Origin of the sequence: Candidatus Rhodoblastus alkanivorans (assembly GCF_022760755.1) — a bacterium.
Lineage (GTDB): Bacteria > Pseudomonadota > Alphaproteobacteria > Rhizobiales > Beijerinckiaceae > Rhodoblastus > Rhodoblastus alkanivorans.
In genome coordinates, this window is sequence record NZ_JAIVFP010000001.1 from 859,890 (window position 1) to 882,677 (window position 22,788).

Below are 22,788 nucleotides of genomic sequence, written 5' to 3' on the forward strand. Positions count from 1 at the left end.
TAAGTATTTTCGCGCCGATCTTTTCAACGGCGCCGCCCTAGCCTTCAGGTCGCGACGCGGCGGTTTTTCCGCGTTTCCCTCGCCCGGGGCTCATCATGGATCGCGTCAGCGTCGTCACCCCCACATATCATCGCCCGGAGCCCCTGCGTCGGGCGCTATTAAGCCTGTTCAGTCAGACGGACCTAGGCGATCTCGCGGTCGAAGTCATTGTCGTGGACAATTCGGCGGAGGCCGACGCCCACGCCGCCGTCGAGGCGCTCGCCGAGGAGGCGCCCTTTCCCGTGATCTATGTGAGCGAGCCGCGACCGGGCGTGGCCAACGCCCGCAACGCCGGGGTCGCGGCCGCGCGCGGGCGCTGGGTCGCTTTTCTCGACGACGACGAGGAGGCCGCCCCGCTCTGGCTCGCCGCTCTGGTCGAGGTCGCCCGCAACACCGGCGCCGACGCGGTGTTCGGGCCGATCGAGGCCTGCGCCGAGGGCGGGGGCGACATCGGCGCCTTCGCGCCCTTTTTCGAGCGCCGCATCCGCCGCCCCGAGGGCGCAGACATCACCGATCTCGCCGCCTTTCTCGGCACCAATAATTCCATGTTCGACCGCGCCGCCTGCCTGTCGGCTCCGGTCAATTTCGATCCGCGCCTCAACGAGGTCGGCGGCGAGGACAGCCTGCTGCTGCAACAATTGGTGAAATGCGGCCGGCGCTTTCATTTCGCGCCGCGCGCTTTGGTTCGCGAATGGGCCCCGCAACGGCGCCTGACCTGGGCCTATGTCAAAAAACGCAAATTCGTCAGCGGCCAGATCAGGGTCTTTGTCCAGAACATGATCCATCCGGGCCATTATGGCGTCATCGCCTTGTGGATGGCGGTCGGCGTCGCGCAAACCCTCGTCTTTGGCGCGGCGGCGCTGGCCGCGGCGCCTTTTGGCGCCGAACTGAGCCAGAAAATGGCGGCGCGCGTCCATGGCGGTCTCGGCAAGATCTTCTGGGCGCCGCGTTTCCGGCCGGCGCTTTACGGCCGGGGACTGGTGTCTTGAGCGACGGCAAAATCTCGCGCCGGGGCATGGTCGCGATCTTGAGCGCCGGCGGCGTCGCGGCGGGCGGTTTGCGTCTCGCCGCCGGGCCGTCGAAGGCGGCGCCTCCCGCCGACGCCGGGGTTGCCGCCGTGCGCATCGACGACCGCGCGCCCGGAACGGCGATCGACCCCTTCATCTATGGCTCCAACGAGATCGGAACCATGGACGGCGCCGAGCCGAGCGTCGAATATGACCGCCTCGCCGGCGTGACCATCCGCCGATTGGGCGGCAATCTGATGACGACCTATAATTGGCGCGACAACGCCGCCAATTCCGGCAAGGATTACGAGCACGCCAATAATGCGGGCCTGCTCGGCTTTCTCGGCGCGCCGAAGGCGGACTGGGGCCGTCCCGGCGAGGTTGTCGAACTTTTCCTCGCCAATAGCGGGAAGGTCGGCGCGAAGAGCCTGCTGACCTTGCCGCTCGCGGGCTATGTCGCCGCCGATTTCAACGGCGCGGTGCCGCCGGGCGAGGCGGCGCCGTCGCCGCGTTTCGTCGCGGTCGATTGGTCGGACAAGGAAGATTTGTCGCGCGGCGTCAATATTCCGGCCTTCGTCAAGCGCCTCGTCGCGGAGCATGGCGGCGCGGATGCGGGCGGCGTGCGCGGCTATTATCTCGACAACGAGCCGGGGCTCTGGCCGCAGACTCATCCCCGTATCGTGAAAAGCCCGCCGACCATCAAAGGCCTGATCGAAAAATCCCTGCGCGCGGCCGCCGTGATCAAGAAGATCGATCCCAAGGCCTGGGTGCTCGGCCCGGCAAGCTGGGGCGCGCCCGAATTCCTCAATTTCCAGAACGCGCCCGACTGGGGCGACTACAAGTCCCACGGCACTTTCCTTGCCGCCTATCTCGCGGCCTTCCGCGCCGAATCCGAGCGCAAGGGCGTTCGCCTGCTCGATCTGCTCGACGTCCACTGGTATCCCCAGGACCGGCGCGGCGCGCTCTATGGCTCCGAAAATCCCGCGCTTGCCGCGGAAATCCTCGATGCGCCGCGCTCGCTCGACGAGCCGGGCTTTTGCGAACAGTCCTGGGTCAGCGACCTGCTCGGCTGCGGTTCTTCGTCAGGACTGCGCCTGCCGCTGCTGCCGAGCCTGCGCGAGATCATCGCCGAAAATTTCCCCGGCCTCGGCCTGTCGATCGGCGAATATAATTATGGCGGACCGGGCCAGCTCTCGACCGGCCTTGGGGTCGCAGACGCCCTCGGCCGCTTCGGGCGCTCGGGCGTGAATGTCGCGGCCCATTGGGGGGCGCTGGCGGGCTGGGTCGGAGAGGCCTTCCGGCTTTATCGCATGAAGGACGCCGACGGTCAGTCGTTTGGCGCGCAAAGCCTTCCGGTCGAGAGCGGCGCCGGCCCCGGGCTTTCGCTCTTCGCCGCGCGCGGCTCCAACGGCCTGACCGATCTGGTCGCGATCAACAAAACCGCGCGGCCGATCATTTTCGACCTGCGTTTCGCGTCGAACCGTCCCGCCGCCTTGCGCGGGACGCTGGGCTTCGACCAGATCCGGCGGCAATGCAGCTTCCTCGACGAACCGGGCGACGATTCAGACCTCGTCCTGCGGCTCACCACGCCGGAATTTTCCGCGCGCCGCTATGTCCTGAACTCGCGGTAAAAATCCGAGGCTCGGCTCCCACCGGCAAATGACATTCTTCGGCGGAAAGGCGTCGTCCGCCGCAAGGCCGGCATATTCAGGAAAGCGGCCGCTGACCAAATGGACGGACAGGCCGCCAGCGACGCCGGGCTCGGCGCGCCCCCCGCGTCGGGGGTTTCAGTGAAGCTTGACGACCGGCTCGGTGCGCCGCGTGATGATGCGTGCGATCGTGTCGAGCGTCATCTTGGCCATGCCGTGAAGGGCCAGCTCGTGCATCTTGTAAAGCGACATATACATCATGCGCGCGAAAAAGCCTTCAACCATCATGCTGCCGCCGATCAGGCCGCCCATCAAACTGCCGACCGTACTGAACTCGCCGAGAGAAACGAGCGAGCCGAAGTCGCGGTAACGATAGTCCTGCAACGGCTTGCCGACCAGGCGTCGCCGAAACTGGGCATAGAGATGCGAAGCCTGCTGGTGCGCCGCCTGGGCGCGCGGCGGCACGACGCCGTCGTGCCCGATCCAGGGACAGGCGGCGCAGTCGCCGAAGGCGAAAATATTCTCGTCCCGCGTCGTCTGCAGCGTCGCTTTGACCACGAGCTGGTTGATGCGGTTGGTTTCGAGTCCGCCAATGTCTTTCAGAAAATCCGGCGCCTTGATGCCCGCCGCCCAGACCACCAGCTCAGCGGGGATGACGCGCCCATCCACCAGTTCGACGCCGTCGCGCAGCACGCGTGCGACCTTGGCGCCGGTCAATACCTGGACGCCCAGGCGCGTCAGTAAATCTTCGGCCGCGGTCGAGAGCCGCATCGGAAGCGATGTGAGAATGCGGTCGGCCGCCTCGACGACGGTGACTTTGATGTCCTTGTCCGGGTCCACCCGATCGAGGCCGTAGGCGACGACCTCGCGCGTCGTTCGATGCAGCTCCGCCGCCAGTTCGACACCGGTCGCTCCCGCGCCGATGATCGCAACCTTGAGCTGCTCCGGCCGTAATGGCGTCTGCTGGGCGTGCGCGCGAATGCAGGCGTTCACCATGCGCTCGTGGAACCGGGTCGCGTCGGCCTGTTCTTCCAGCTTCATCGCGAATTCCTTCACGCCCGGCGTGCCGAAATCATTGCTTTGGCTGCCGATTGCGATCACCAGCGTGTCATAGCCGAACGAGCGCTTCGGCGTGACCTCTCTGCCCTCGGAATCCACGTAAGGCGCCACATGGACCTCGCGCTTCTCGCGGTCGAGGCCGATCATCTCGCCGATGCGGTAGTGGAATCCATGCCAATGCGAGTGGGCGAGATAGTTCACCTCATGCTCCGACATGTCCATGCTTCCCGCCGCGATCTCGTGAAGCTTCGGCTTCCAGACATGTGTGCGGCTTCGATCGATCAGCGTGACGTCAAGCACGCCTTTGCGGCCGTATTTGTCGCCGAGCCTTGTCGCAAGCTCCAGACCGCCTGCGCCTCCACCGACGATGACGACGCGATGGCCGTGCTCCAAACGCTCTTCCGCGTTGGTCATGTTCCTCTCCGATGAAAACTTGGGCGCGGGCTTGCTCGATCCCGTCAACCGTTGGCTAAAGGACGTTGCGTTCGCGCGGAAACGCAGGGCCAGGAACTTTTTGGATTGATTGCGATATTTTCCGAGACCCGGCTTCCGCTTTTCTGGATCGTGTCGTTGGCCAACTTATCAGGCAGCCTTGCGGCGCCCGCCGACTTTGCCGCATGCGATGCGCGGCCGACGGTCGAAGGCGGCAAAAATATGCGCCCGTTTCGTAGCCCCCATCAATATGGCGCCGACCGCGATGCCGCTCCTGGACGCGACCCGAAGCGATTTATAAGAAATGGCGACGGCCTTGGCGTTCGGCTCGACCGGAATATCGGCTGGACCGTTGACTTCAGTTTTGGCGTCCGACCGCTTAGGGTCGATTCCACCGCATCGGAACGGTTTGGTTCGAGCCTCGAATCTTTGATTGGAACGGCTAGCTTTGCGCCGGTCGCGCGCGCAGGGCGAGTATGCCGGTCAGGCCGGCGAGCTTTTGACGGGCGAAGAGGGCGAGGAACACGGCATAGACCGCGACGCCGGCGCCGATCAGCACGGCCAGCGACGCCGGCCGGTTGAAATGCGGCAGGACCGGCGCCAGCCGCGTCACCACCAATCCCATCAAGGCGGCCAGAGCCCAGGCCGGCGCCAAGGCGAAAAAACGTTCGCGCCGCGACCAGCCGAGCAGGCGGGGCGCCGCGACGATGGCCACCGCCGCCTGGGCCATGTCGCCGGCGATGCGCGACAGGCCGACGCTGACCGGGCCGAAGCCGGCGGCGAAGACCAGCACCGCCATGGTGAGGCCGAAGGCGGCGATATTGGCGACCAGGCTATATTCCGGCCGCCCGCGCGCGCACAGGGCGGTAATGACGAGCCGAGCCGGCAGGCAGATCGCCGTGCCGAGCGCGAGGCACGCGCCGATGACCACGGCCTCGTCCCAGCCGGGGCCGGCGATCAGCGGCAGCAGAATGGGAGTCACTGCGGCAAGGCCGACGAAAACCGGGGCGATGGCGAGCGCGGCGTGGGAGACGATGGTCCGAGCGCGGGCGCTCAGCCGTTCGGGGTCTTCCTGCAGGCGCGTAAGGAAGGAAAAGGCGAGATTGTGGCCGGTGGCGCCGATCGCCGAGCGCAAGGGCTCGACCAGCCGCATCGCCATGTTCACATAGCCCAGCACATTGAGGCCATAGAGCCCGCCGACGGCATAGTTGAAGACGAGATAGGTCAGATTGTCGATCAGCCGGTCCGCGAGCGACACGCCGCCATAGCGCGCGAGGTCGCGCAGGGCGCCGAGCGAGCGGCTCGGCAGGATGAGCACATTGGCGCCCGCCTGCAGCAGGACCGCCCGGGCGGCCGCGACGAGAAGGCGCTGGGCGATCAGCGCCCAGACGCCGGCGCCGGCGAGCGCGAGCGCGACCGAGGCGGCTATGCCGATGGCGTTGCCGAACAAAGTCGCCTTGGCGAGATCGGCGAAACGGCGCTGGCGGCGGATCAATCCGGTGACGATATCGGCATGGCCGGAGAAAAAGGCGGAAATCATGCCGACCGGCAGCAGCCAGACGAATTGCGGCTCGTGATAGGCGCGGGCGAGGACGAAGCCGAGGGGAATGGCGAGCAGGACGCAGGCGAGGCTCGCCAGCCAGCTCGCCGAAAGCGCGGCGCGCAGATGGGCGAGGCGGAGAACCTTGCGCTGGGCCAAAGCCTCCTCGAAAGGCGCGCCGACCAGCACGCTGGCGACGGTGACGACGGTAAGCGCCAGCGCGGAGACGCCGAAATCATGGGGGCTAAGGCAGCGCGACAAGACCGCCGTGCTCGCGGTGAGCATGGCGAGGCGCCCGATGGCGTCCATGCCGGACCAGCTCAGCCATTTCATGAGACGATGACGCATTTCCGCTCCCGGCGCGGCTTGCGCCGTCGTGACCCGCCATCATTATAGGCGTGGGCCGGCCGCGGGGCGTGTTTTTCGCGCCGGGCGGTTAATGCGGGCTTCAGGCCGCCGCGGATTCGGCGCTGATGCCCGGCGCTGCGCGGACATATGCGGCGAAGGAGCCGGGCCGCGACCCGAGCCGCGCGAGCAGGCGTGGCGCGTCGGCCTCGTCGCCTGGTTCGCGCGAGACGACCAGCAGAATCTGGTCGGCGGCGGGGACGAGCGCGCGAAGCCCTTCCTCGTCGCTGGCGTCCGGCCCGTCAAGAACGACGAAATCGAAATGGTCGTTGATGCCGGCGACCGGACGGTAAAGGCTGTCTTCGGCGATCTCCGCGCAAATCCGCTCCTCGTCGGCCCAGGCCGGAATGAGGCTCAGAGATTGCGAAAAGGGCGCGAGCCGGACCAGCGGGCGGATGCGGCCGGCCAGTTTGATCAGGGTTTTCGGGGCGTTGGGCGATACAGCCTGATCCTGCGCCGGATGGGCGGAATGGGCGTCGATCACCAGAGCGCGATCGCCCTCCGCCGCCGCGACCCGCGCCAGATTGGCGGCGAGCGTCGAGGCGCCGGCCTGAGGCCAGGTGGCGGCAACCAGCACGACCAGCGGGCGCTCGTCCTCGGGATCGCGGCGCCTGTCGTTTTCCTCGCGCAGGCGGCGGTAGATTGCGCGCGCCGTTTCCGAAAAGGGTGAGTGAGGCCTTTTGCGGGCCTCGCTGAGGAAAGCGGCGCCGTCGCCTGGCGGCCCGGCGGCGGGCGCGATCACTGGCAGGTCGCCGAGACATTCGAGCGGCTGGCTCGAAGGCGCAAGCGCCTCGCGGGCGGCGTCTTCCTTCCCGCCTTCTTCGTCAAAGACGTCGCGCGCCTGTTCGCCGTCTTCGTCATCGGCGGCGGGCGCCGCGCCCGGCGCCTCGAAAATGGTGGCGAAGGCCAGCGCGCCGAAGGCGAGGGCCGCGCCGACGACGCCGCCGGCGACGGTCCACAAGGCCATGCTGACGGCCTTGTTCTTGGCGCTCGGCGCGCGGGCCGGCGAAATGATGCGGAAATTCGGGGCTTCGCGCCGGCTCATGTCGTCGGCTTCGCGCCAGCGCGTCTGGAACATGGCGAGCGACTTGCGCTTGGCCTCGATGTCCGATTCCATCTCCTGAATCCGGGGCTCGAATTCGCGGGCGCGGGTGGTTTCGGCGGAGAGGCCGTCGAGCTGCTTCGACAGCGCCGCGACCTGGCTCTGGGCTTCGCCGAGCTGGGCCTTGGTCGAGCGGCGCAAGCCGGCGAGCGATTGGGCGATGCGGCGGTCCAATTCGCGCAACCTCGCCTTGCCGGCGACCACCGATGGATAGAGGTCGCCGAGCGTGCCCTGCAATTGTTCGAGTTCGTTGCGCGCGGCGGCGCGGCTTTCGATGAGGAGCTGCAATTGCCGCGACTCGGGGTCGGGGCCGAAGGACGCGACCGCGCCGACGTCGCGGGGAGAGGCTTCGAGTTGTTTGAGGCGGGCGCGGGCCTGGGCCTCGCGATTTTCCGCCGCGGTGAGGGCATCCGTGGTCTCGGCGATCCGCCGCTGCGAGATCGCCTTGTCATTCATGCCGACAAGATTATGCGCGACCCTGAAATTGAGGAGCTTGCTTTCCGAGTCGCCGAGCTGGCGGCGCAAATCCTCGACCCGCATGTTGAGGTCGGCGGCGAGGCGCCGGGCGGACGCCATGCGGTCGATGGCGTTGACGTCGCCATAGGCCTTGACCACGGCGTTGGCGAGTTCCGAGGCGCGCTCGGGGCTTTTGGCGGCCGCCGTGATCGTGACCAGGAAGCTGCGCTCGGCGCGGGTGATCGCGATCTCCCTCTGGAGAACGAGCAGGGTCTTGGTTTCGGCAAGTTCGCGCGCACGGCGCGCCTCGGGGCTTTCCGGCGGCGTTTCGGCGTCCGGCTGGAGCGGCGGCGCGCCGGCGAGGCCGAGTTGGTGAATGACGCGGAGCAGCACGCGCTCCGAGCCGATCACCCCCATCTGGCTTTCGACATAATTGATCGCCGCATTGGCGTCGAGCGCGGAAGGCGCCTGATCGGCGTCGAAGGAGCGGAATTCCTGCGGGTCGATCAGGATTTGCGCGCTCGCCTTGTAGGTCGTCGGCAGGATCAGCTTGGCCATGCCGGCGAGCGCGCCGCAGATGAGGCCGGCGGCGACGATCGTTCTGAAATGTTTTCCGGCGCGCCGGCCGAGCAGGACCGCGGCGTCGCGCCACGGATTGCCGCTCTCGGCCAGCTCAGGCTCGATCGTCTCCGGCGTCATGGAGGGCGCGCCGGACACTCCCGAGGCCGTGGCATGCGAAACGGTCATGACATTCCTGAAAACGAACTGCGGCCACGCTACCGGGCGCGTCCTCGCCAGCTTCGTCGATCATGGTTAACAACGGCTTGCCGCTGGCGTTGTATTCCAGTCCCCATGCAATTTTCTGGTCATTCCATGCCGGCGGTTGAAACCATCCGCGCCTTTTCCCGGCTTGCAGCCTTGCGCCGCGAATGCGGGGCCCGCGGCTGCGCTCTTCGCGGTCCGCGCGGCGGTCCTGGCGCCTCGGGGTTCCGGGCCAGCGGACTTGGAATCGCCCGGACATCGTGGTTTAGATCAAAACCGGAGCCGTATCCGGCCTGCTAACCGCCCGCGAGAATGTTCATGACCGAAACGAAAACGCCGCGGAACAAATCAGACGAAACGGCGTGCGAAACGAGCCCCTTCGCCTTTGACGTTCCGGGCGGTCCGCTGTCGCCGGCCGCGCTCGGCCCCGCCGTCGCCGATGTGTTGAGCCACGCCGCGACAGCGCCCGGCTATGCCGCCGAGGTCGCGAAAGCGGCGGCGCGCCAGAGCCTGTATGCGCTCGAAGCCGGGGGCCGGCCACAGGCCGACAAGGAAGACCATCGCTTCGCCGATCCGGCCTGGGGCGTCGCGCCGTTCAATTTCTTCGCCAGCAATTTTCTTCTCATCGAGGATTGGCTCAATTCCGCCATTCTCAGCACGCCGGGGGTCTCCCCGCGCCACGCCAGGCTCGCCGCTTTCGCCGCTCGGCAATGGCTCGACGCGTTCTCGCCCTCAAACCTCCCCTGGACCAATCCCGAAGTCTTGCGCGCGACTTTCAAGGAGGGCGGGCTCAATTTCGTGCGCGGCTACCAGCATTGGCTGGAGGACCTGCGCCACGAGTTCGACCCCAAGACCGCCGCCGCGGCGGAGGAATTCGTGGTCGGGCGCGACGTCGCGGCGACGCCGGGCAAGGTCGTTCTGCGCAACGAATTGATCGAGTTGATCCAATATGCGCCGCAGACGCCGCAGACGCGTCCAGAGCCGCTGCTGATCGTCCCGGCCTGGATCATGAAATATTACATTCTCGACCTCTCGCCGCACAATTCCCTCATCCGCTATCTGGTCGGGCGCGGTTTCACCGTTTTCTGCATTTCCTGGCGCAATCCAGGGCCGGAAATGGCGGAGACTTCGTTCGACGATTATCGCCGGCTCGGCGTGATGGCGGCGCTCGACGCGGTTTCGGCGATCGGCGGCGCGGAGAAGATCCATGCGCTCGGCTATTGTCTCGGCGGCACCCTGCTGTCGGTCGCCGCCGCGGCCATGGCGCGCGACGGCGACGACAGGCTCGCGACCCTCTGCCTCCTGGCGGCCCAGACCGATTTCACAAAGGCCGGCGAACTCCAGATCTTCGTGGACGAGACGCAGCTCGACCAGCTCGACCGCATCATGGCCCGGCAGGGCTATCTCGACGCCAGCCAGATGGCCGGCGCTTTCAGCATGTTGCGCGCCCGCGACCTGATCTGGTCACGTATGGTCAAGAGCTATTTGCTCGGGGAAAAGGCCCACACCAACGATCTGATGGCCTGGAACGCCGACGCCACCCGCATGCCCTGTCGCATGCACTCGACCTATTTACGCGCGCTGTTCCTGCACAATGATCTGGCCGAAGGCCGTTTCGAGGCCGGCGGCAAGCCGGTGCGCCTCGACGACATCCACGCGCCGGTCTTCGCGGTCGGAACCGAGGGCGATCATGTCGCGCCCTGGCGCTCGGTCTACAAGATCCGTCGGTTCGTTTCGGGCGACGTCGTCTTCCTGCTGGCGGCGGGCGGACATAATGGCGGCATCGTGAGCGAGCCTGGCCATCGCAAAAGGTCCTACCGCCTGCTCGATCTCGGGCCGCGGCGGAGCGCGCCGGCGCCGCGGGATTATCTCGCCAGGGCGAGCGTTCATCCCGGCTCGTGGTGGCCCACTTTCGCCGATTGGCTCGACGCCCATTCGGGCGCGTTCGGTCCGCCGCCGCCCATGGGCGCCGCTTTGTGCGACGCCCCGGGAACGTATGTCCACCAACGCTGAAGCGAAGGCGGAACGCCGCGAGCTATTTGCCGCTCTGGCGGCGCCCGCGGCTTGAGGGGCCGGCCGAGTCAGGCCGACTTGAGCTTCACCGCGACGGCGGTGGCGCAGACCCGCTTGAGCGGGGCGGCGCCGGGATGTTCCGCGCGCGCAAGAGTTTCCTCGGTGTAATCGACGTCGAGAAGAGCGTCGGCGTCATAGTCCTCGGCCGCCCGCATGAGCTGGCGCAGGGCTTTGAGCTTGAAAACATTGGCGTCTCCGGCGTCGCCCGCGCCGCGCCAGTCGGAGGCGGCGCTGATCTTGCCAAGAGAGGTCAGGGTCTCGTTTTGCAGTTCCTTGGACGAGCCGATACGCATTTTGTTTCTCACATTCCCAGATCAACTGTTGAGACGATAACAACAGGCGACGGTTTCCGATTCCTTAATGGCGTCATTAAGACGCAAAAGGTTTTTCAGCGTGTCGTTACGATCACATTATTAGAATGAATATTACAGCCTGAACCGGACATTAACGCTCACGCCGCCTTGAACGAAAAACCCCGCCGGCGGTCCGGCGGGGTTCCGAAAGGCGCCAATGAAATCTGTTATTCGGCGGCGATCTGGATCGCCGGAGCCGCGTCGCGGACTTGGGCGTCGACATGCGGCTCGAAGGTGACGAAATTGTCGCGGAACAATTTCACCAGCTTCTGCGCGGTCTCGGCGAATTCCGCCTTGGAGGCCCAGGTCTTGACCGGATTGAGGATATGGGGCTCGACGCCCGGCACCGAAGCCGGCACGGCGAGGCCGAAATAGGGATCGGTGCGGAAATCGGCCTTGTTCAGCGAGCCGTCGAGCGCGGCGGCGAGCAGGCGGCGGGTGACGCGGATCGGCATGCGGCGGCCCGTCCCATATTTGCCGCCGGTCCAGCCGGTGTTTACCAGCCAGCAATCGACGTGATGCTTGGCGATCAGTTCGCGCAGCAGATTGCCATATTCCGACGGATGGCGCGGCATGAAGGGCGCGCCGAAACAGGTCGAGAAGGTGGCGGAGGGCTCGGTCACGCCCTTTTCCGTGCCGGCGACCTTGGCGGTATAGCCGGACAGGAAGTGATACATGGCCTGCGAGGCGTCGAGCTTGGCGATCGGCGGCAGCACGCCGAAGGCGTCGCAGGTCAGCAGCACGATGTTCTTCGGATGGCCGGCGCGCCCGGTGGCCGAGGCGTTGGGGATGAAGTCCAGCGGATAGGCGACGCGGGTGTTCTCGGTCTTGCTGCCGTCGTCGAAATCCGGAGCGCGGGTTTCCGGATCGAGCACGACATTTTCCATCACCGTGCCGAAACGCTCGGTGGTGGCGTAGATTTCGGGCTCCGCCTCGCGCGACAGCTTGATCGCCTTGGCGTAGCAGCCGCCCTCGAAATTGAAGACGCCTTCCTTCGACCAGCCATGCTCGTCGTCGCCGATGAGCGTCCGGCTGGAATCGGCGGAAAGCGTGGTCTTGCCCGTGCCGGACAGGCCGAAGAAGATCGCCGTGTCATGGCCGTCGCCGACATTGGCCGAGCAATGCATCGGCATGACGCCTTCGGTCGGCAGGACATAATTGAGATAGGTGAAGACCGACTTCTTCATCTCGCCGGCATAGGAGGTGCCGCCGATCAGCACGATCTTCCTGGCGAAATCGACGGCAATGATGGTCTCGCTGCGGCAGCCGTGGCGCTTGGGATCGGCGCGGAACGAGGGGAGATCGACGATGGTCAGCTCGGCGATATTGGCGAGCGTTTCCTCGGCGGCAGGCCGGATCAGCAGGTTGCGGATGAAGAGCGAATGCCAGGCATATTCGGTCACGACGCGGGTCTTGATGCGATGCGCCGGGTCGGCGCCGCCGTAAAGGTCCTGCACGAACAGGTCCTTGCCTTCGGCATGCGCGATAAAGTCCGCGAGCAGGGCGTCGAAATGGGCCGGCGTGATCGCCCCGTTGTTCTCCCACCACACATTGTTTTCGGTGGTCTCGTCGCGGACGACGAATTTGTCCTTGGCAGAGCGGCCGGTATGGGCGCCGGTTTCGGCGACCAGGGCGCCGCCGGCGGCGAGCACGGATTCATTGCGGCGCAGGGAATGCTCGTACAGCGCGGGCGCGGTCAGGTTGTAATAAACTTCCCCGAGGTTTTTGAATCCGAAGGATTCGACTGGAAATTCCGGATTAAAAATACCCGTTTGAGCCATGTTTTCACTCCCGCCGCGCGGTAAATCTTCAGCGCGTGCAATCTCTCTCTAATGACCGGGGCGGTTTACGCGCCGTCCGAAAGCCGTGCAAGTGAGAAAAAAGAACGAGTTTCGGCTTTGTCCCATCAGACGCGGCCGGTCTCGGGCGCAGCCGGAAACGTGTGCGCCAGCGCTTCCCTCCAGGCCGTGGGCGCCGCCGCCCGATGGGCGAAAGCGAGCCGCGCGGCCAATTGCGGCGCGGCGAGGTCGAGCCCTTCCGGGTCGAGCGCGACCGCTCGCCAGTTGAACGCGGCGTCCTCGCCCGCGGCCCGCGCCAGTTCGCCGCGCGCCTCGCGCGTCCAGGCGTTGATCTCGTCGAGCAGCGTCTCCTCCGCCGCGAGCAGGGCTTCGGCGTCGCTGATATTTGCGAGCAGATCGGCGCCCGGATAATCGGCCGCGCGGGCAAAGCCGCCATTGAGATGGGCGGCCTCCGGCTCCAGCCGCCAGAAGGAAAAATCGGCGAAATCGGCGTAAAGCGCCGATTTCGGATGGCGGCGCAGGAAGCGCGCCCGCGCCCGCGCGTCGGCGGTCGGCGCGAGGCGCCCGACGACGGTCAGGCGCGGATGGGCGAGCGCGTCGCCCTTGCCGCCTTCGGCCAGAAGCAGCGAGGCGCGCGGGTCGGCGCGCAGATTTCTGGTGTGATGGGCGAGCTCCGAAAGGAGAAGGAGCGGCGCGCCGTCGCTGTCGGTTGCGACGCTGGTCAGGGTCGCGAAGGGATAGGACGTGTCGCGCGCCAAAGTCGCGAGGGCGGCGGCGGGCGTCGCGCGCAACAGCTTTTTGGCCAGCGCGAGGCCGTCGAAGGTGTTCTGGGCGAGGGGGGCGAAGGGGGCCTTCGGCGCGTCGTCAGAAGCGTTCATTTTCGGCGTTCATGGGCTGTTCATTGAAAACGGCGTGAATTTCAGGCGCAGACTCCTATATAATGTTCGCGGCGCCGTTTCGACCACGCCCGCGCCAGAAAAAGAGGTTGAGATGCCGACCATCGCGCTTGTGGACGACGACCGCAACATCCTGACTTCGGTCTCCATCGCCCTGGAAGGCGAGGGCTATCGCGTTCAGACCTATAATGACGGCATGGCGGCGCTCGAAGGCTTGCGCAACAATCCGCCGGACATGGCGATCTTCGACATCAAGATGCCGCGCATGGACGGCATGGAGCTTCTGCGCCGCCTGCGCCAGAAATCTGACATGCCGGTGATCTTCCTCACCTCCAAGGACGAGGAGATCGACGAATTGTTCGGCCTCAAGATGGGCGCCGACGATTTCATCCGCAAACCTTTTTCGCAGCGCCTGCTGGTCGAACGGGTCAAGGCCATTCTGCGCCGCGCCAATCCCAAGGAGGCGGCGGCGCAGAAGGAGACCGAGGCGAAGATCCTGGAGCGTGGCAACCTGAAAATGGATCCCGAGCGTCACGCCTGCACCTGGAAGGGCGAGCCGGTGGTGCTGACCGTCACCGAATTCCTGATCCTTCAGGCGCTGGCGACGCGTCCTGGCGTGGTCAAAAGCCGCAACGCCTTGATGGACGCGGCCTATGACGACCAGGTCTATGTCGACGACCGCACCATCGACAGCCACATCAAAAGGCTGCGCAAGAAGTTCAAGATGGTGGACGATGAATTCGAGATGATCGAAACGCTCTATGGCGTCGGTTATCGTTTCAAGGAGTAACGCCACGGGGGCGGCTGTGGACGAGCGCGTCGGTCCGGAACATCTGGAGAGCGACGAAACGCCCCAGCGGCCGGACGGGGCGCGCCGCGCCTTGCCGTCGCGACCGAGCGTCATGCGCCGGGCGGTCGCCGTGCGCGCCGTTTTGCGGCGTTTCGTGTCGCGTTTCTCCTCGTCGCTGACCCGCCGCATCGTTTTCCTCAATCTCGGCGGCCTGTTCGCTCTGCTGGTCGGCTTTCTCTATCTCAACCAGTTCCGCCAGGGCCTGATCGACGCCCGCGTCCAGAGCCTCACCACCCAGGCCGAGATCATCGCCGCCGCCATCGCATCGTCGGCGACAGTGGACGCCGACGCCATCACCATCGATCCGGAAAAGCTTTTGAAGCTCGCCCCCGGCCAGAGCTACGGGCTCGATCAGGAATCCGAATCGGGGCTCGAATTCTCGATCAACCCGGATCGGGTCGGCCCGCTCCTGCGCCGCCTCGTCTCGCCGACCAAGACCCGCGCGCGCATTTATGACCGCGACGGCTATCTGCTGCTCGATTCGCGCTCGCTCGCCGTCCGCTCCAACATATTGCGCAATGAATTGCCGCCGCCGGGCCAGGAGGAGGCTCCACACTGGCTCGAATGGCTGCGCGACCTGTTCCACGGCAATATCAATACGGATCATCTGCCGCTCTATCAGGACATCGGCGTCGCCAACGGCCGCCGCTATCCCGAAGTCGCGTCCGCGCTCGACGGCCACGAGAAATCCTTCGTTCGGGTCAATTCGCGCGGCGAAACGGTGGTGACGGTGGCCGAGCCGATCCAGCGCTTCCGCACCGTGCGCGGCGCGCTGCTGCTCTCGACGCAGGGCAGCGACATCGACAACGCCATCGCCGGCGAACGCCGCGCCCTGGTGCGCATCTTCCTGGTTTCGGCGGCGGTGATGTTCCTGCTCTCCGCGGCGCTCGCCGGGACGATCGCCGAGCCGATGCGCCGGCTCGCCGAGGCCGCCGACCGGGTGCGGCGCGGCGTCAAGTCGCGACAGGAAATTCCCGACTTCACCGACCGCAACGACGAGATCGGCCATTTGTCGGGGGCTTTGCGCGACATGACCGGCGCTTTGTTCAAACGCATGGAGGCGATCGAGCGCTTCGCCGCCGACGTCGCTCATGAACTGAAAAATCCGCTGACCTCTTTGCGCAGCGCGGTCGAAACCCTGCCGATCGCCAAGACCGACGCCGCGCGGTCGCGGCTTCTGGAGGTGATCCAGCACGACGTGCGCCGGCTCGATCGGCTGATCTCGGACATTTCCAACGCTTCGCGGCTCGACGCCGAACTCGCGCGCGGCGACCGCGAGCCGCTCGACGTCGCCAAGCTCGTCCGCGCCCTGGTTGACGCCGCCAATGAGGTCGAGCGCGAGGATCGGGTCAAGGTGCGCGTAAAAGTCGAGGCTGATGCGGCCCCGGGCGCGCAGTCTCGCCCCTGGCTGGTGTTCGGCCATGATTCGCGGCTCGGGCAGGTTTTCAACAATCTGATCGACAACGCCCGCACCTTCTCCGAAGAGGGCGGCGAGGTGCGCGTGACCGTGCGCCGCGCCCGCGAGGTGGGCGAGAAGGCGGAAGCGCGGCGCGCCGGTTTCGAGATCGTCGTCGACGACGACGGGCCGGGCATTCCCGCTCATGCATTCGAGAGGATCTTCGAGCGTTTCTACACCGACCGCCCCAACCAGAGCTTCGGTCAGAATTCCGGCCTCGGCCTCTCGATCTCGCGCCAGATCGTCGAGGCCCATGGCGGGACCATCCGCGCTGAAAACCGCATGGACGAAGAAGGCGCAACGCTCGGCGCCCGCTTCATCGTCTTCCTGCCGGCGGCGGAATGAGGCGCGCGATGGCGCGACAGCAGGCTGATCCACCCTTTCGAATCAGCGCCAACGCCGTGGCGCTCGGCGAGAAGGGTGTTTTGATTCGCGGGCGGTCGGGTGTGGGCAAGTCGAGTCTGGCGCTCGCCCTGGTCGATGCCTGGCGTCGCCGTGGCGATTTCGCCCGTCTGGTGGGCGACGACTGCGTGCTCGCGCGTATTCGCGGCGGAAGGGCGGTGCTGAGCCCGCATCACGCCGTTGCCGGCCTTGCCGAATGGCGCGGCATCGGGCTCCTCCCTCAGGATTTCGAACAAAACGCGGTTCTCGCCCTGATCGTCGATCTCGAATCGGATCAGGAGCGGGCCGATTGCTCCAGGATGCCGGAATCCAATGAATTAACTTGCGATTTCCATGGGTTGCGCGATATTCCCCTCCTGCGCCTGCCGGCGCGGGCGACGGAACGTTCGGTCGCGGCCATCGTGGCATTCCTGCACGAAGTTTCGACAAATTGACGCCAATCGCTCATTTCGCTTGCCAAGTGCGCTGCAAACACGAAAATGGCCGGTCTGGAATTCGGCGATTTCATGGCGGCTGGAGCGGCTTTGAGAGGGGGCGCTTCGCCCCGTCGCCGACCCGCTGGCCCTCCGCGCGCCGTCCGGCGCGGGTGGGAACCCGGCGCGGGGGAGGACAGGACGGTAATTGTCGATGATCGGCATGGTGCTAGTAACACATGGCCATCTGGCGACGGAGTTTCGCGCGGCGCTGGAGCATGTTTGCGGGCCGCAATCTCAGTTGGCGACCATCACCATCGGTCCCGAGGACGACATGGAAGTCCGCCGGCGCGACATTATCGACGCCATCGCGCGGGTGGATTCGGGCGGCGGAGTCGTCGTCCTGACCGACATGTTCGGCGGAACGCCGTCCAATCTCGCGATTTCGGTGATGAACGGCGCTCATGTCGAGGTGGTCGCCGGGGTGAACCTGCCAATGCTGATCAAGCTCGCCTCGGTGCGCGACGAGGCCCCGATCGAACAGGCCGTGAGCCAGGCGGCCGAGGCGGGACGAAAATATATTTATGTCGCCAGCAAGATTCTTTGTGGGAAATGAGCCAATTGGACAACGCCGGCCCCTGCGGTTGCCCGCCGACCCCCCCACCCCCTGAGGGCGCGGTAACCCGCGAGATGGAAATCGTCAACCGCAAGGGGCTGCACGCCCGGGCCACGGCGAAATTCGTCCATTGCGTCGAACAATTCAAAGCCGAGATCACGGTGTCGCGCTGCGGCGAGACCGTCGGCGGCCAGTCGATCATGGGCATTCTGACGCTTGGCGCGGGGATCGGCAGCACCATCACGGTCGCTGCGACCGGCCCGCAGGCGCAGGAGGCGGTGGAGGCGCTCGCGGCGCTCATCGCCAATAAATTCGGCGAGGACGAATAGGCGCTAATCCTCGTCGCGATCGCCCCAGCGCCAGCGCGGGGGCTCGCCGGTCAGCCGGCAGATCGCCACGAACGCCGAGGCGAGAAGGCAGTTGGCGAGAATGAAAGCCGCTGGCGCCGCATTCGGGGGGAAAACGACGATGCTTGCGACCACGAAGGCGCAATAGGCGCCAAGAACGAGCCATCCCTGCCATGTTCCCAGCAGACCCCAGCCCCAGCCGTAGCGTTTGGCCGGGAACCAATATTTCTTCTGGCCGCGACTCATGGCGGACGGTCTTCTCTCAGCTCGCCGTCAACGCGCGCCGCGTCGCGATCAGCCCGGCGGTCGAGCCGTCGAGGCCGGCTAGATCGGCGCTGGCGTCGGAAACCAGCGGCGCGAGCCGGTTGCACAATTCCTTGCCGAGCTCCACGCCCCATTGATCGAAGGGATTGATGTCCCAGATCACCGACTGGACGAAAACCTTATGCTCATAGAGCGCGACGATCCGGCCCAAAGTGCGCGGATCGAGCCGGCGATAGAGCAGGGTCGAGGAGGGCCGGTCGCCGGAAAAGGTCTTGTGGGGAGCAAGTTCGTCGATTCGCGCCGCGGAAAAACCCTGGGCGCGCAGGATGTCGCGCGCTTCCCATTCACTTCGCCCGCGCAACAAGGCCTCGCTCTGGGCGAGGCAGTTGGCGACGAGCAATTCGTGATGCTTTTCGTCGGCATGGATCGGCTCGGCGGCGACCAGGAAATCGACCGGGACCACTTCCGTGCCCTGATGGAGCAGTTGGAAGAAGGCGTGCTGGCTGTTGGTCCCGGGCTCGCCGAACACGATGGCTCCGGTGGCGCGCGGCGACGGCGCGCCGTCGCGGGTCACGCTCTTGCCGTTCGACTCCATGTCGAGCTGCTGGAGATAGGCCGGGAAACGGGCAAGGCGCTGGTCGTAGGGAATGATGGCCTGGGCGGGAAAATCCCAGATGTTGCGATGCCAGACCCCGATCAGGCCCATGAGGACGGGGATGTTGTGGGAAAGCGGGGTGTTGCGGAAGTGAAGGTCGACGTCATGCCCGCCGCGCAAAAAATCCTCGAATCTTTCCGGGCCGATGGCGAGCGCGAGGCTGAGGCCGATCGCCGACCACATCGAATAGCGCCCGCCGACCCAGTCCCAGAAGCCGAACACCCGTTCCGGCCTGATGCCGAAGGCGGCGACCTTGTCGAGTCTGGTCGAGACGGCGGCGAAATGATCGGCTGTCGCCGCCTCGCCCAGGGAGGCGACGACCCACGCCCGCGCGCTCGCGGCGTTGGCCATGGTCTCCTGGGTGGTGAAGGTTTTTGAGGAGACGATGAACAGGGTCCGGGCCGGGTCGAGGGCGGCCAGCGTGTCGGCGATGTCGGCGCCGTCCACATTGGAGACAAAATGCGCCCGCAACTCCGGCGACGTGAAGGGCGACAGGGCGCGCGCCGCCATGGCCGGGCCGAGGTCCGAGCCGCCGATCCCGATATTCACGACATCGGTAAAATTATCGTCGCGCGCGCCGCGGATGGCCCCCCCGCGCACGGCCGCGGCGAAAGCGGCGACTTTGGCGCGCTCGGCCTCGACCGCCGGCATGACGTCCGCGCCATCGACCAGCACCGGCTCCCCGGAGAAATTGCGCAAGGCCATGTGGAGGGCGGGGCGGTCTTCGGTATTGTTGACCTTGTCGCCGGAAAACAAAGCCTCGCGCCGCGCTTCGAGCCTTGCCGCGCGGGCGAGATCGAACAAATGCCCAAGCGTCGCTTTGGTCAGGCGGTTCTTCGAATAATCGTAGAGCAGATCGTCGAGGCGGACAGAGAAATGCTCGAATCTTTTCTGGTCTTCGGCAAAGAATTCGACTGTTCGCCGCGCCGCGATTTCGACCCGATGGGCTTCCAGCGCGGCGAAAGCGGCGGCGACGGCGGTGCGATCCATCTCGAAACCTTGAAGTGATGATTTTCGTCGGATCGGACCTTAGCCCGCGGTTCACGAAAAAAACAGTCGGGGCGAATCGGCCTTCGCCAATGGCCGTTTCCATCCCGGCGACCGTCTGCGACAGGTCATGAGTCCGGACCTTAGCCCGCGACGTGGGACAAACGAGAATTAACGGCGAAGCTTTTCCTGCTGCGCGCTGCGGCGGAAGCGGCAGGCGCCGCGTTCGCGCCAAAAGCCCTTTCTCGTCAATGAAGTATTGATGAGAAATCTGCGGCGCGAAGGGGGCTGCATTCGCTTTTTACAAATATTGTTTAACACAAAATATTATTAACTGTCTTTCCCAATGAATGATGTCATCACAAAAAACATGGCGAATCAAGCCGTTTTTGGATCGTTCATGTAACTCAACATTAGCATTCGAGCGCTTTTCTCGCGTAACGCGGGTCAATCAGGTGGCGCGCATCGAATGGACAGATGCTGTGTATAAGATGGCGCGATCCGGCCGCGGGCTTTTGACTTCATTCATCGCCAACCGGCGTGGCATCGCGTCGCTCGAATTTGCCCTGATCGCATTGCCGTTTTTTGCAATTCTCTTCGCCATTTTCCAGATCGGCATAGTTTACCTCGCCGACAATCTGTTGGAGACGGCGACGGAGAAGGCCGCGCGGCAATTGTTGACCGGCCAGGTGCAAAACGCCGGGCTCACCGCGAGCCAGTTTACCTCCGCCATTTGTCCAAATCTGCCGGTTTTTTTCACTTGCCCCAGCGGCGTAATGGTCGATCTCCAGGATGTCTCTTCCTTCTCGTCGGCCAATTTGTCCGCGCCGACCTTGACCTATGATTCGAATGGCAAGGTCACCAACAATTGGCAGTTCCAGACCGGCGGCGCGGCAAGCATTCTCGTGTTGCGGGTGATGTATCAGTTTCCGGTCTATCTCGGGCCGCTTGGCCTCAACCTCGCCAATCTCTCCAACGGAAAGCGTCTCTTGATGTCGACCGCGGTTTTCCAGGTCGAACCTTACAACCTGCAGGGGGCGGGAAATTGAAAATGCGGTCGCTCGGTCCTTGGCCATGGATGAGGCGCTTGTCGATGGCGTCGCGCTTCTTGCGCGACCGCCGCGCCGTGACCGCCGTCGAATTCGCTTTGGTTGTCCCTATCGCCCTGCTGCTCCTCATAGGCGAATATAACCTCACTGATGCGATGAGCACGAAGCGCAAGCTTACGATCACCGCTCATACGATCGCCGACCTCGTCGCCCGTCAGCCATCGGTCAACGCCAGCCTTATGACGGCGATCCTGAACGCATCGGCGCAGATCGTGTCGCCCTACAACATGTCCAACACGTCGGTCGTCGTCGCGGAACTGACCACGGACGGCTCCGGCAAAACGACCGTGACCTGGAGCCAGGCCATTAACGGCACGGCTTTGTCGCAGGGGGCCAAGGTCACTTTGCCGGCCGGATTGGCGGAGGCGAATACATCGATCATATATGCGAGCGTGAGCTTTACCTTCACCCCAGTTTTCAATGGGATCATCGTCAGCCCAACGGTCTTCAATTCCACGTTTTACGAAAATCCACGCATTTCCTCGACCGTTCCCTACACGAATTGAGGCTCACATGAGCAAGCATATCGAAGAAAAATGCAGGAAATTGCTCGGCCGCTTTTCGCGCGACCGTCGCGGCAATGTCGCGATTATTTTCGGCTTCGCCGTCATTCCGATGATGCTCATGGGCGGGATCGCGATCGATTATACACGCGACGCAATGATTCACGGACGGATGAGCGCGGTGGCCGACGCCGCCGCGCTCGCCGCGACCACCCCCGCAATGTTCGCGGCAGACACCACCACCGCCCAGGCCGCTGCAATCGCAATGTTCAAGGCTCAAGCGGCGCTGGTTAATGGCGCCAATATCAATTACAATAACGGTAGCTATTGCTCGACAGGTACTACAGGTACTACTGCGGGCGCGACGGGCTTGTGCGTGAACGTGAACGATTCGATCGTGATGAACAGTAAATTGCGCACGGTCACAGTCACTGCGACGGTCTCGGTCAACAACTTTTTCGGTACTTTGGAACACAGCCCGACAACCGAATTCACCATCTCGTCGGTCGCCAATGTCTCCACGGCGCCCAATATCAATTTCTATGTGCTGCTGGATTCCTCTCCCTCGATGGAGCTTCCCGCGACCACGGCGGGGATCAATACGATGGTGAAAAACACCGGTTGCGCCCTCGCCTGCCATGAAACGGATTTCAAGGATCCCGAACTTTCACATTATCCGGGCTGGGGCACGAACGACAGCTACACCTATGCGGAAAAAAACGGGATCACCTTGCGAATCGACAATGTGCGTCAGGCGGCCGAGGGCCTCGTCACGACCGCAAACAACTTGATGGATCAATACAATAGTTCGGCGCCGCCTGGCCAGCAAATCGCCTATCAGATGTCCGCACATACTTTCAGCGACGGCGCCACGCAACTTTTGGCTCTCAAGCCGGTGACGGATGCGAACGTGTCCTCGATGCAGAAGGCGATTTCAGCGATCACGCCGCCATTGATGGCCGACAACAGCTATCTGGCGAGCGGCTCATCCTATACCTACCCAACCGGGACCAGCACCTATAAGACCGTCACCCTCTCGGGGAAAACGTACAATAATGACGCGGGCACCAATTTCAATAACGCGCTTACAACCATGAACAACACAAAAGTCATGGCCAATCCCGGCAGCGGCACCAATAATGCCGGCGATTCGCCACAAGGCGTGTTGCTGATCGTCACCGACGGCGTCGACGACGTTGCTCTCTACAAGAACAGTTCTTGCAATACATCGCAAGTCTGGAGCTTTTCGAACAGTTACGGCAATTTTTACCGTTGCCAGCAACCCGTGAACACGGTTCTTTGTTCGACCATCAAGGCGCGCGGAATTCGCATCGCGGTGCTTTACACGACTTATTATCCGGTGACGAGCAATTCCTGGTACAATAATACCGTTGCGCCGTTCATGTCTCAGGTCTCAAGCAACCTGCAGAGCTGCGCATCGTCGCCGGAGCTCTTCGCCGAGGTCAGCACGGACGGCGACATCACGGCGGCATTGAATCAATTATTCATCAACGCGGTCAATTCCGCGCCGCATCTCGTCCAATAAGAATAGGCCGCGCGATCCACCGAAATGAAGTCGGGCGCCGTCAAATTCGGGCGGCGTTCGACTTTTGC

At 64.5% G+C, this 22,788-nt stretch carries 19 protein-coding genes; 11 read left to right on the plus strand and 8 right to left on the minus strand.

Annotation, left to right across the window (positions count from 1 at the left end):
* Nucleotides 1-95 precede the first annotated feature (95 nt).
* Nucleotides 96-1,028: a glycosyltransferase family 2 protein gene (locus K2U94_RS04040; protein ID WP_243065979.1), complete on the plus strand. Its 933-nt coding sequence runs from the start codon at nt 96-98 to the stop codon at nt 1,026-1,028.
* Nucleotides 1,025-2,677, plus strand: coding sequence for a glycoside hydrolase family 44 protein (locus K2U94_RS04045; RefSeq protein WP_243065980.1), 1,653 nt, complete (start codon nt 1,025-1,027; stop codon nt 2,675-2,677). Before K2U94_RS04040 ends, K2U94_RS04045 begins: the two co-directional genes overlap by 4 nt.
* A gap of 156 nt (nt 2,678-2,833) precedes the next feature.
* Here the strand turns inward: K2U94_RS04045 and K2U94_RS04050 are convergent, their stop codons facing one another.
* The 3 genes from K2U94_RS04050 to K2U94_RS04060 form a co-directional block, all read right to left on the minus strand.
* Nucleotides 2,834-4,168, minus strand: a complete 1,335-nt coding sequence (locus tag K2U94_RS04050) for an NAD(P)/FAD-dependent oxidoreductase (RefSeq protein WP_243065981.1) — start codon at nt 4,166-4,168, stop codon at nt 2,834-2,836.
* 460 nt (nt 4,169-4,628) lie between these two features.
* Nucleotides 4,629-6,074: an oligosaccharide flippase family protein gene (locus tag K2U94_RS04055; RefSeq protein WP_243065982.1), complete on the minus strand. Its 1,446-nt coding sequence runs from the start codon at nt 6,072-6,074 to the stop codon at nt 4,629-4,631.
* A 100-nt stretch (nt 6,075-6,174) separates the two neighbouring features.
* The gene (locus tag K2U94_RS04060; RefSeq protein ID WP_243065983.1) at nt 6,175-8,436 is read right to left on the minus strand and encodes an exopolysaccharide transport family protein; all 2,262 of its coding nucleotides are present in this window, start codon (nt 8,434-8,436) and stop codon (nt 6,175-6,177) included.
* Between the two features lie 333 nt (nt 8,437-8,769).
* On the opposite strand from K2U94_RS04060, the gene K2U94_RS04065 reads away from it, so the two are divergent.
* The gene (locus K2U94_RS04065; RefSeq protein ID WP_243065984.1) at nt 8,770-10,464 is read left to right on the plus strand and encodes a PHA/PHB synthase family protein; all 1,695 of its coding nucleotides are present in this window, start codon (nt 8,770-8,772) and stop codon (nt 10,462-10,464) included.
* A 68-nt stretch (nt 10,465-10,532) separates the two neighbouring features.
* On the opposite strand, the gene K2U94_RS04070 is transcribed toward K2U94_RS04065, so the two are convergent.
* The 3 genes from K2U94_RS04070 to K2U94_RS04080 all read right to left on the minus strand — a co-directional run bounded on the left by K2U94_RS04070 (nt 10,533) and on the right by K2U94_RS04080 (nt 13,554).
* Entirely contained in the window at nt 10,533-10,817 is a 285-nt protein-coding gene (locus K2U94_RS04070; protein WP_243065985.1) for a hypothetical protein, read from the minus strand.
* Between the two features lie 227 nt (nt 10,818-11,044).
* A complete protein-coding gene (locus K2U94_RS04075; protein WP_243065986.1) occupies nt 11,045-12,658 on the minus strand; it encodes a phosphoenolpyruvate carboxykinase in 1,614 nt (537 codons plus the stop codon).
* A gap of 125 nt (nt 12,659-12,783) precedes the next feature.
* Entirely contained in the window at nt 12,784-13,554 is a 771-nt protein-coding gene (locus K2U94_RS04080) for a HugZ family pyridoxamine 5'-phosphate oxidase (protein ID WP_243065987.1), read from the minus strand.
* 112 nt (nt 13,555-13,666) lie between these two features.
* Here K2U94_RS04080 and K2U94_RS04085 point away from each other — a divergent pair, with 112 nt between their 5' ends.
* From K2U94_RS04085 to K2U94_RS04105, 5 genes are all read left to right on the plus strand, one after another.
* Nucleotides 13,667-14,362, plus strand: a complete 696-nt coding sequence (locus tag K2U94_RS04085) for a response regulator transcription factor (protein WP_243065988.1) — start codon at nt 13,667-13,669, stop codon at nt 14,360-14,362.
* Between the two features lie 112 nt (nt 14,363-14,474).
* A complete protein-coding gene (locus K2U94_RS04090) occupies nt 14,475-16,223 on the plus strand; it encodes a sensor histidine kinase (RefSeq protein ID WP_243068801.1) in 1,749 nt (582 codons plus the stop codon).
* Between the two features lie 56 nt (nt 16,224-16,279).
* Nucleotides 16,280-16,714: an HPr kinase/phosphorylase gene (locus K2U94_RS04095; protein WP_243065989.1), complete on the plus strand. Its 435-nt coding sequence runs from the start codon at nt 16,280-16,282 to the stop codon at nt 16,712-16,714.
* Between the two features lie 193 nt (nt 16,715-16,907).
* Entirely contained in the window at nt 16,908-17,309 is a 402-nt protein-coding gene (locus K2U94_RS04100) for a PTS sugar transporter subunit IIA (RefSeq protein WP_243068802.1), read from the plus strand.
* A complete protein-coding gene (locus tag K2U94_RS04105; RefSeq protein ID WP_243065990.1) occupies nt 17,306-17,638 on the plus strand; it encodes an HPr family phosphocarrier protein in 333 nt (110 codons plus the stop codon). Before K2U94_RS04100 ends, K2U94_RS04105 begins: the two co-directional genes overlap by 4 nt.
* A 3-nt stretch (nt 17,639-17,641) precedes the next feature.
* Here the strand turns inward: K2U94_RS04105 and K2U94_RS04110 are convergent, their stop codons facing one another.
* Both K2U94_RS04110 and pgi read right to left on the minus strand, forming a co-directional pair.
* The gene (locus K2U94_RS04110; protein ID WP_243065991.1) at nt 17,642-17,902 is read right to left on the minus strand and encodes a hypothetical protein; all 261 of its coding nucleotides are present in this window, start codon (nt 17,900-17,902) and stop codon (nt 17,642-17,644) included.
* 16 nt (nt 17,903-17,918) lie between these two features.
* Nucleotides 17,919-19,565, minus strand: coding sequence for a glucose-6-phosphate isomerase (gene pgi / locus K2U94_RS04115; protein ID WP_243065992.1), 1,647 nt, complete (start codon nt 19,563-19,565; stop codon nt 17,919-17,921).
* Nucleotides 19,566-20,077: 512 nt separating this feature from the next.
* On the opposite strand from pgi, the gene K2U94_RS04120 reads away from it, so the two are divergent.
* The 3 genes from K2U94_RS04120 to K2U94_RS04130 are packed head-to-tail and all read left to right on the plus strand — an operon-like array spanning nt 20,078 to nt 22,720.
* On the plus strand, nt 20,078-20,611 hold the full coding sequence (locus K2U94_RS04120; protein ID WP_243065993.1) for a TadE/TadG family type IV pilus assembly protein: 534 nt from the start codon (nt 20,078-20,080) through the stop codon (nt 20,609-20,611).
* 44 nt (nt 20,612-20,655) lie between these two features.
* Nucleotides 20,656-21,177, plus strand: a complete 522-nt coding sequence (locus tag K2U94_RS04125; protein ID WP_243065994.1) for a TadE/TadG family type IV pilus assembly protein — start codon at nt 20,656-20,658, stop codon at nt 21,175-21,177.
* 40 nt (nt 21,178-21,217) lie between these two features.
* Nucleotides 21,218-22,720: a TadE/TadG family type IV pilus assembly protein gene (locus K2U94_RS04130; protein ID WP_243065995.1), complete on the plus strand. Its 1,503-nt coding sequence runs from the start codon at nt 21,218-21,220 to the stop codon at nt 22,718-22,720.
* The last annotated feature ends 68 nt before the right edge of the window (nt 22,721-22,788 follow it).

Coding starts and splice junctions, on each gene's coding strand:
- K2U94_RS04040 (WP_243065979.1), top strand. CDS start 96: ATGGATCGCGTCAGCGTCGTCACCCCCACATATCATCGCCCGGAGCCC.
- K2U94_RS04050 (WP_243065981.1), bottom strand. CDS start 4,168: ATGACCAACGCGGAAGAGCGTTTGGAGCACGGCCATCGCGTCGTCATC.
- K2U94_RS04055 (WP_243065982.1), bottom strand. CDS start 6,074: ATGCGTCATCGTCTCATGAAATGGCTGAGCTGGTCCGGCATGGACGCC.
- K2U94_RS04060 (WP_243065983.1), bottom strand. CDS start 8,436: ATGACCGTTTCGCATGCCACGGCCTCGGGAGTGTCCGGCGCGCCCTCC.
- K2U94_RS04065 (WP_243065984.1), top strand. CDS start 8,770: ATGACCGAAACGAAAACGCCGCGGAACAAATCAGACGAAACGGCGTGC.
- K2U94_RS04070 (WP_243065985.1), bottom strand. CDS start 10,817: ATGCGTATCGGCTCGTCCAAGGAACTGCAAAACGAGACCCTGACCTCT.
- K2U94_RS04075 (WP_243065986.1), bottom strand. CDS start 12,658: ATGGCTCAAACGGGTATTTTTAATCCGGAATTTCCAGTCGAATCCTTC.
- K2U94_RS04080 (WP_243065987.1), bottom strand. CDS start 13,554: ATGAACGCTTCTGACGACGCGCCGAAGGCCCCCTTCGCCCCCCTCGCC.
- K2U94_RS04085 (WP_243065988.1), top strand. CDS start 13,667: ATGCCGACCATCGCGCTTGTGGACGACGACCGCAACATCCTGACTTCG.
- K2U94_RS04090 (WP_243068801.1), top strand. CDS start 14,475: ATGCGCCGGGCGGTCGCCGTGCGCGCCGTTTTGCGGCGTTTCGTGTCG.
- K2U94_RS04100 (WP_243068802.1), top strand. CDS start 16,908: ATGATCGGCATGGTGCTAGTAACACATGGCCATCTGGCGACGGAGTTT.
- K2U94_RS04105 (WP_243065990.1), top strand. CDS start 17,306: ATGAGCCAATTGGACAACGCCGGCCCCTGCGGTTGCCCGCCGACCCCC.
- K2U94_RS04110 (WP_243065991.1), bottom strand. CDS start 17,902: ATGAGTCGCGGCCAGAAGAAATATTGGTTCCCGGCCAAACGCTACGGC.
- pgi (WP_243065992.1), bottom strand. CDS start 19,565: ATGGATCGCACCGCCGTCGCCGCCGCTTTCGCCGCGCTGGAAGCCCAT.
- K2U94_RS04125 (WP_243065994.1), top strand. CDS start 20,656: ATGGCGTCGCGCTTCTTGCGCGACCGCCGCGCCGTGACCGCCGTCGAA.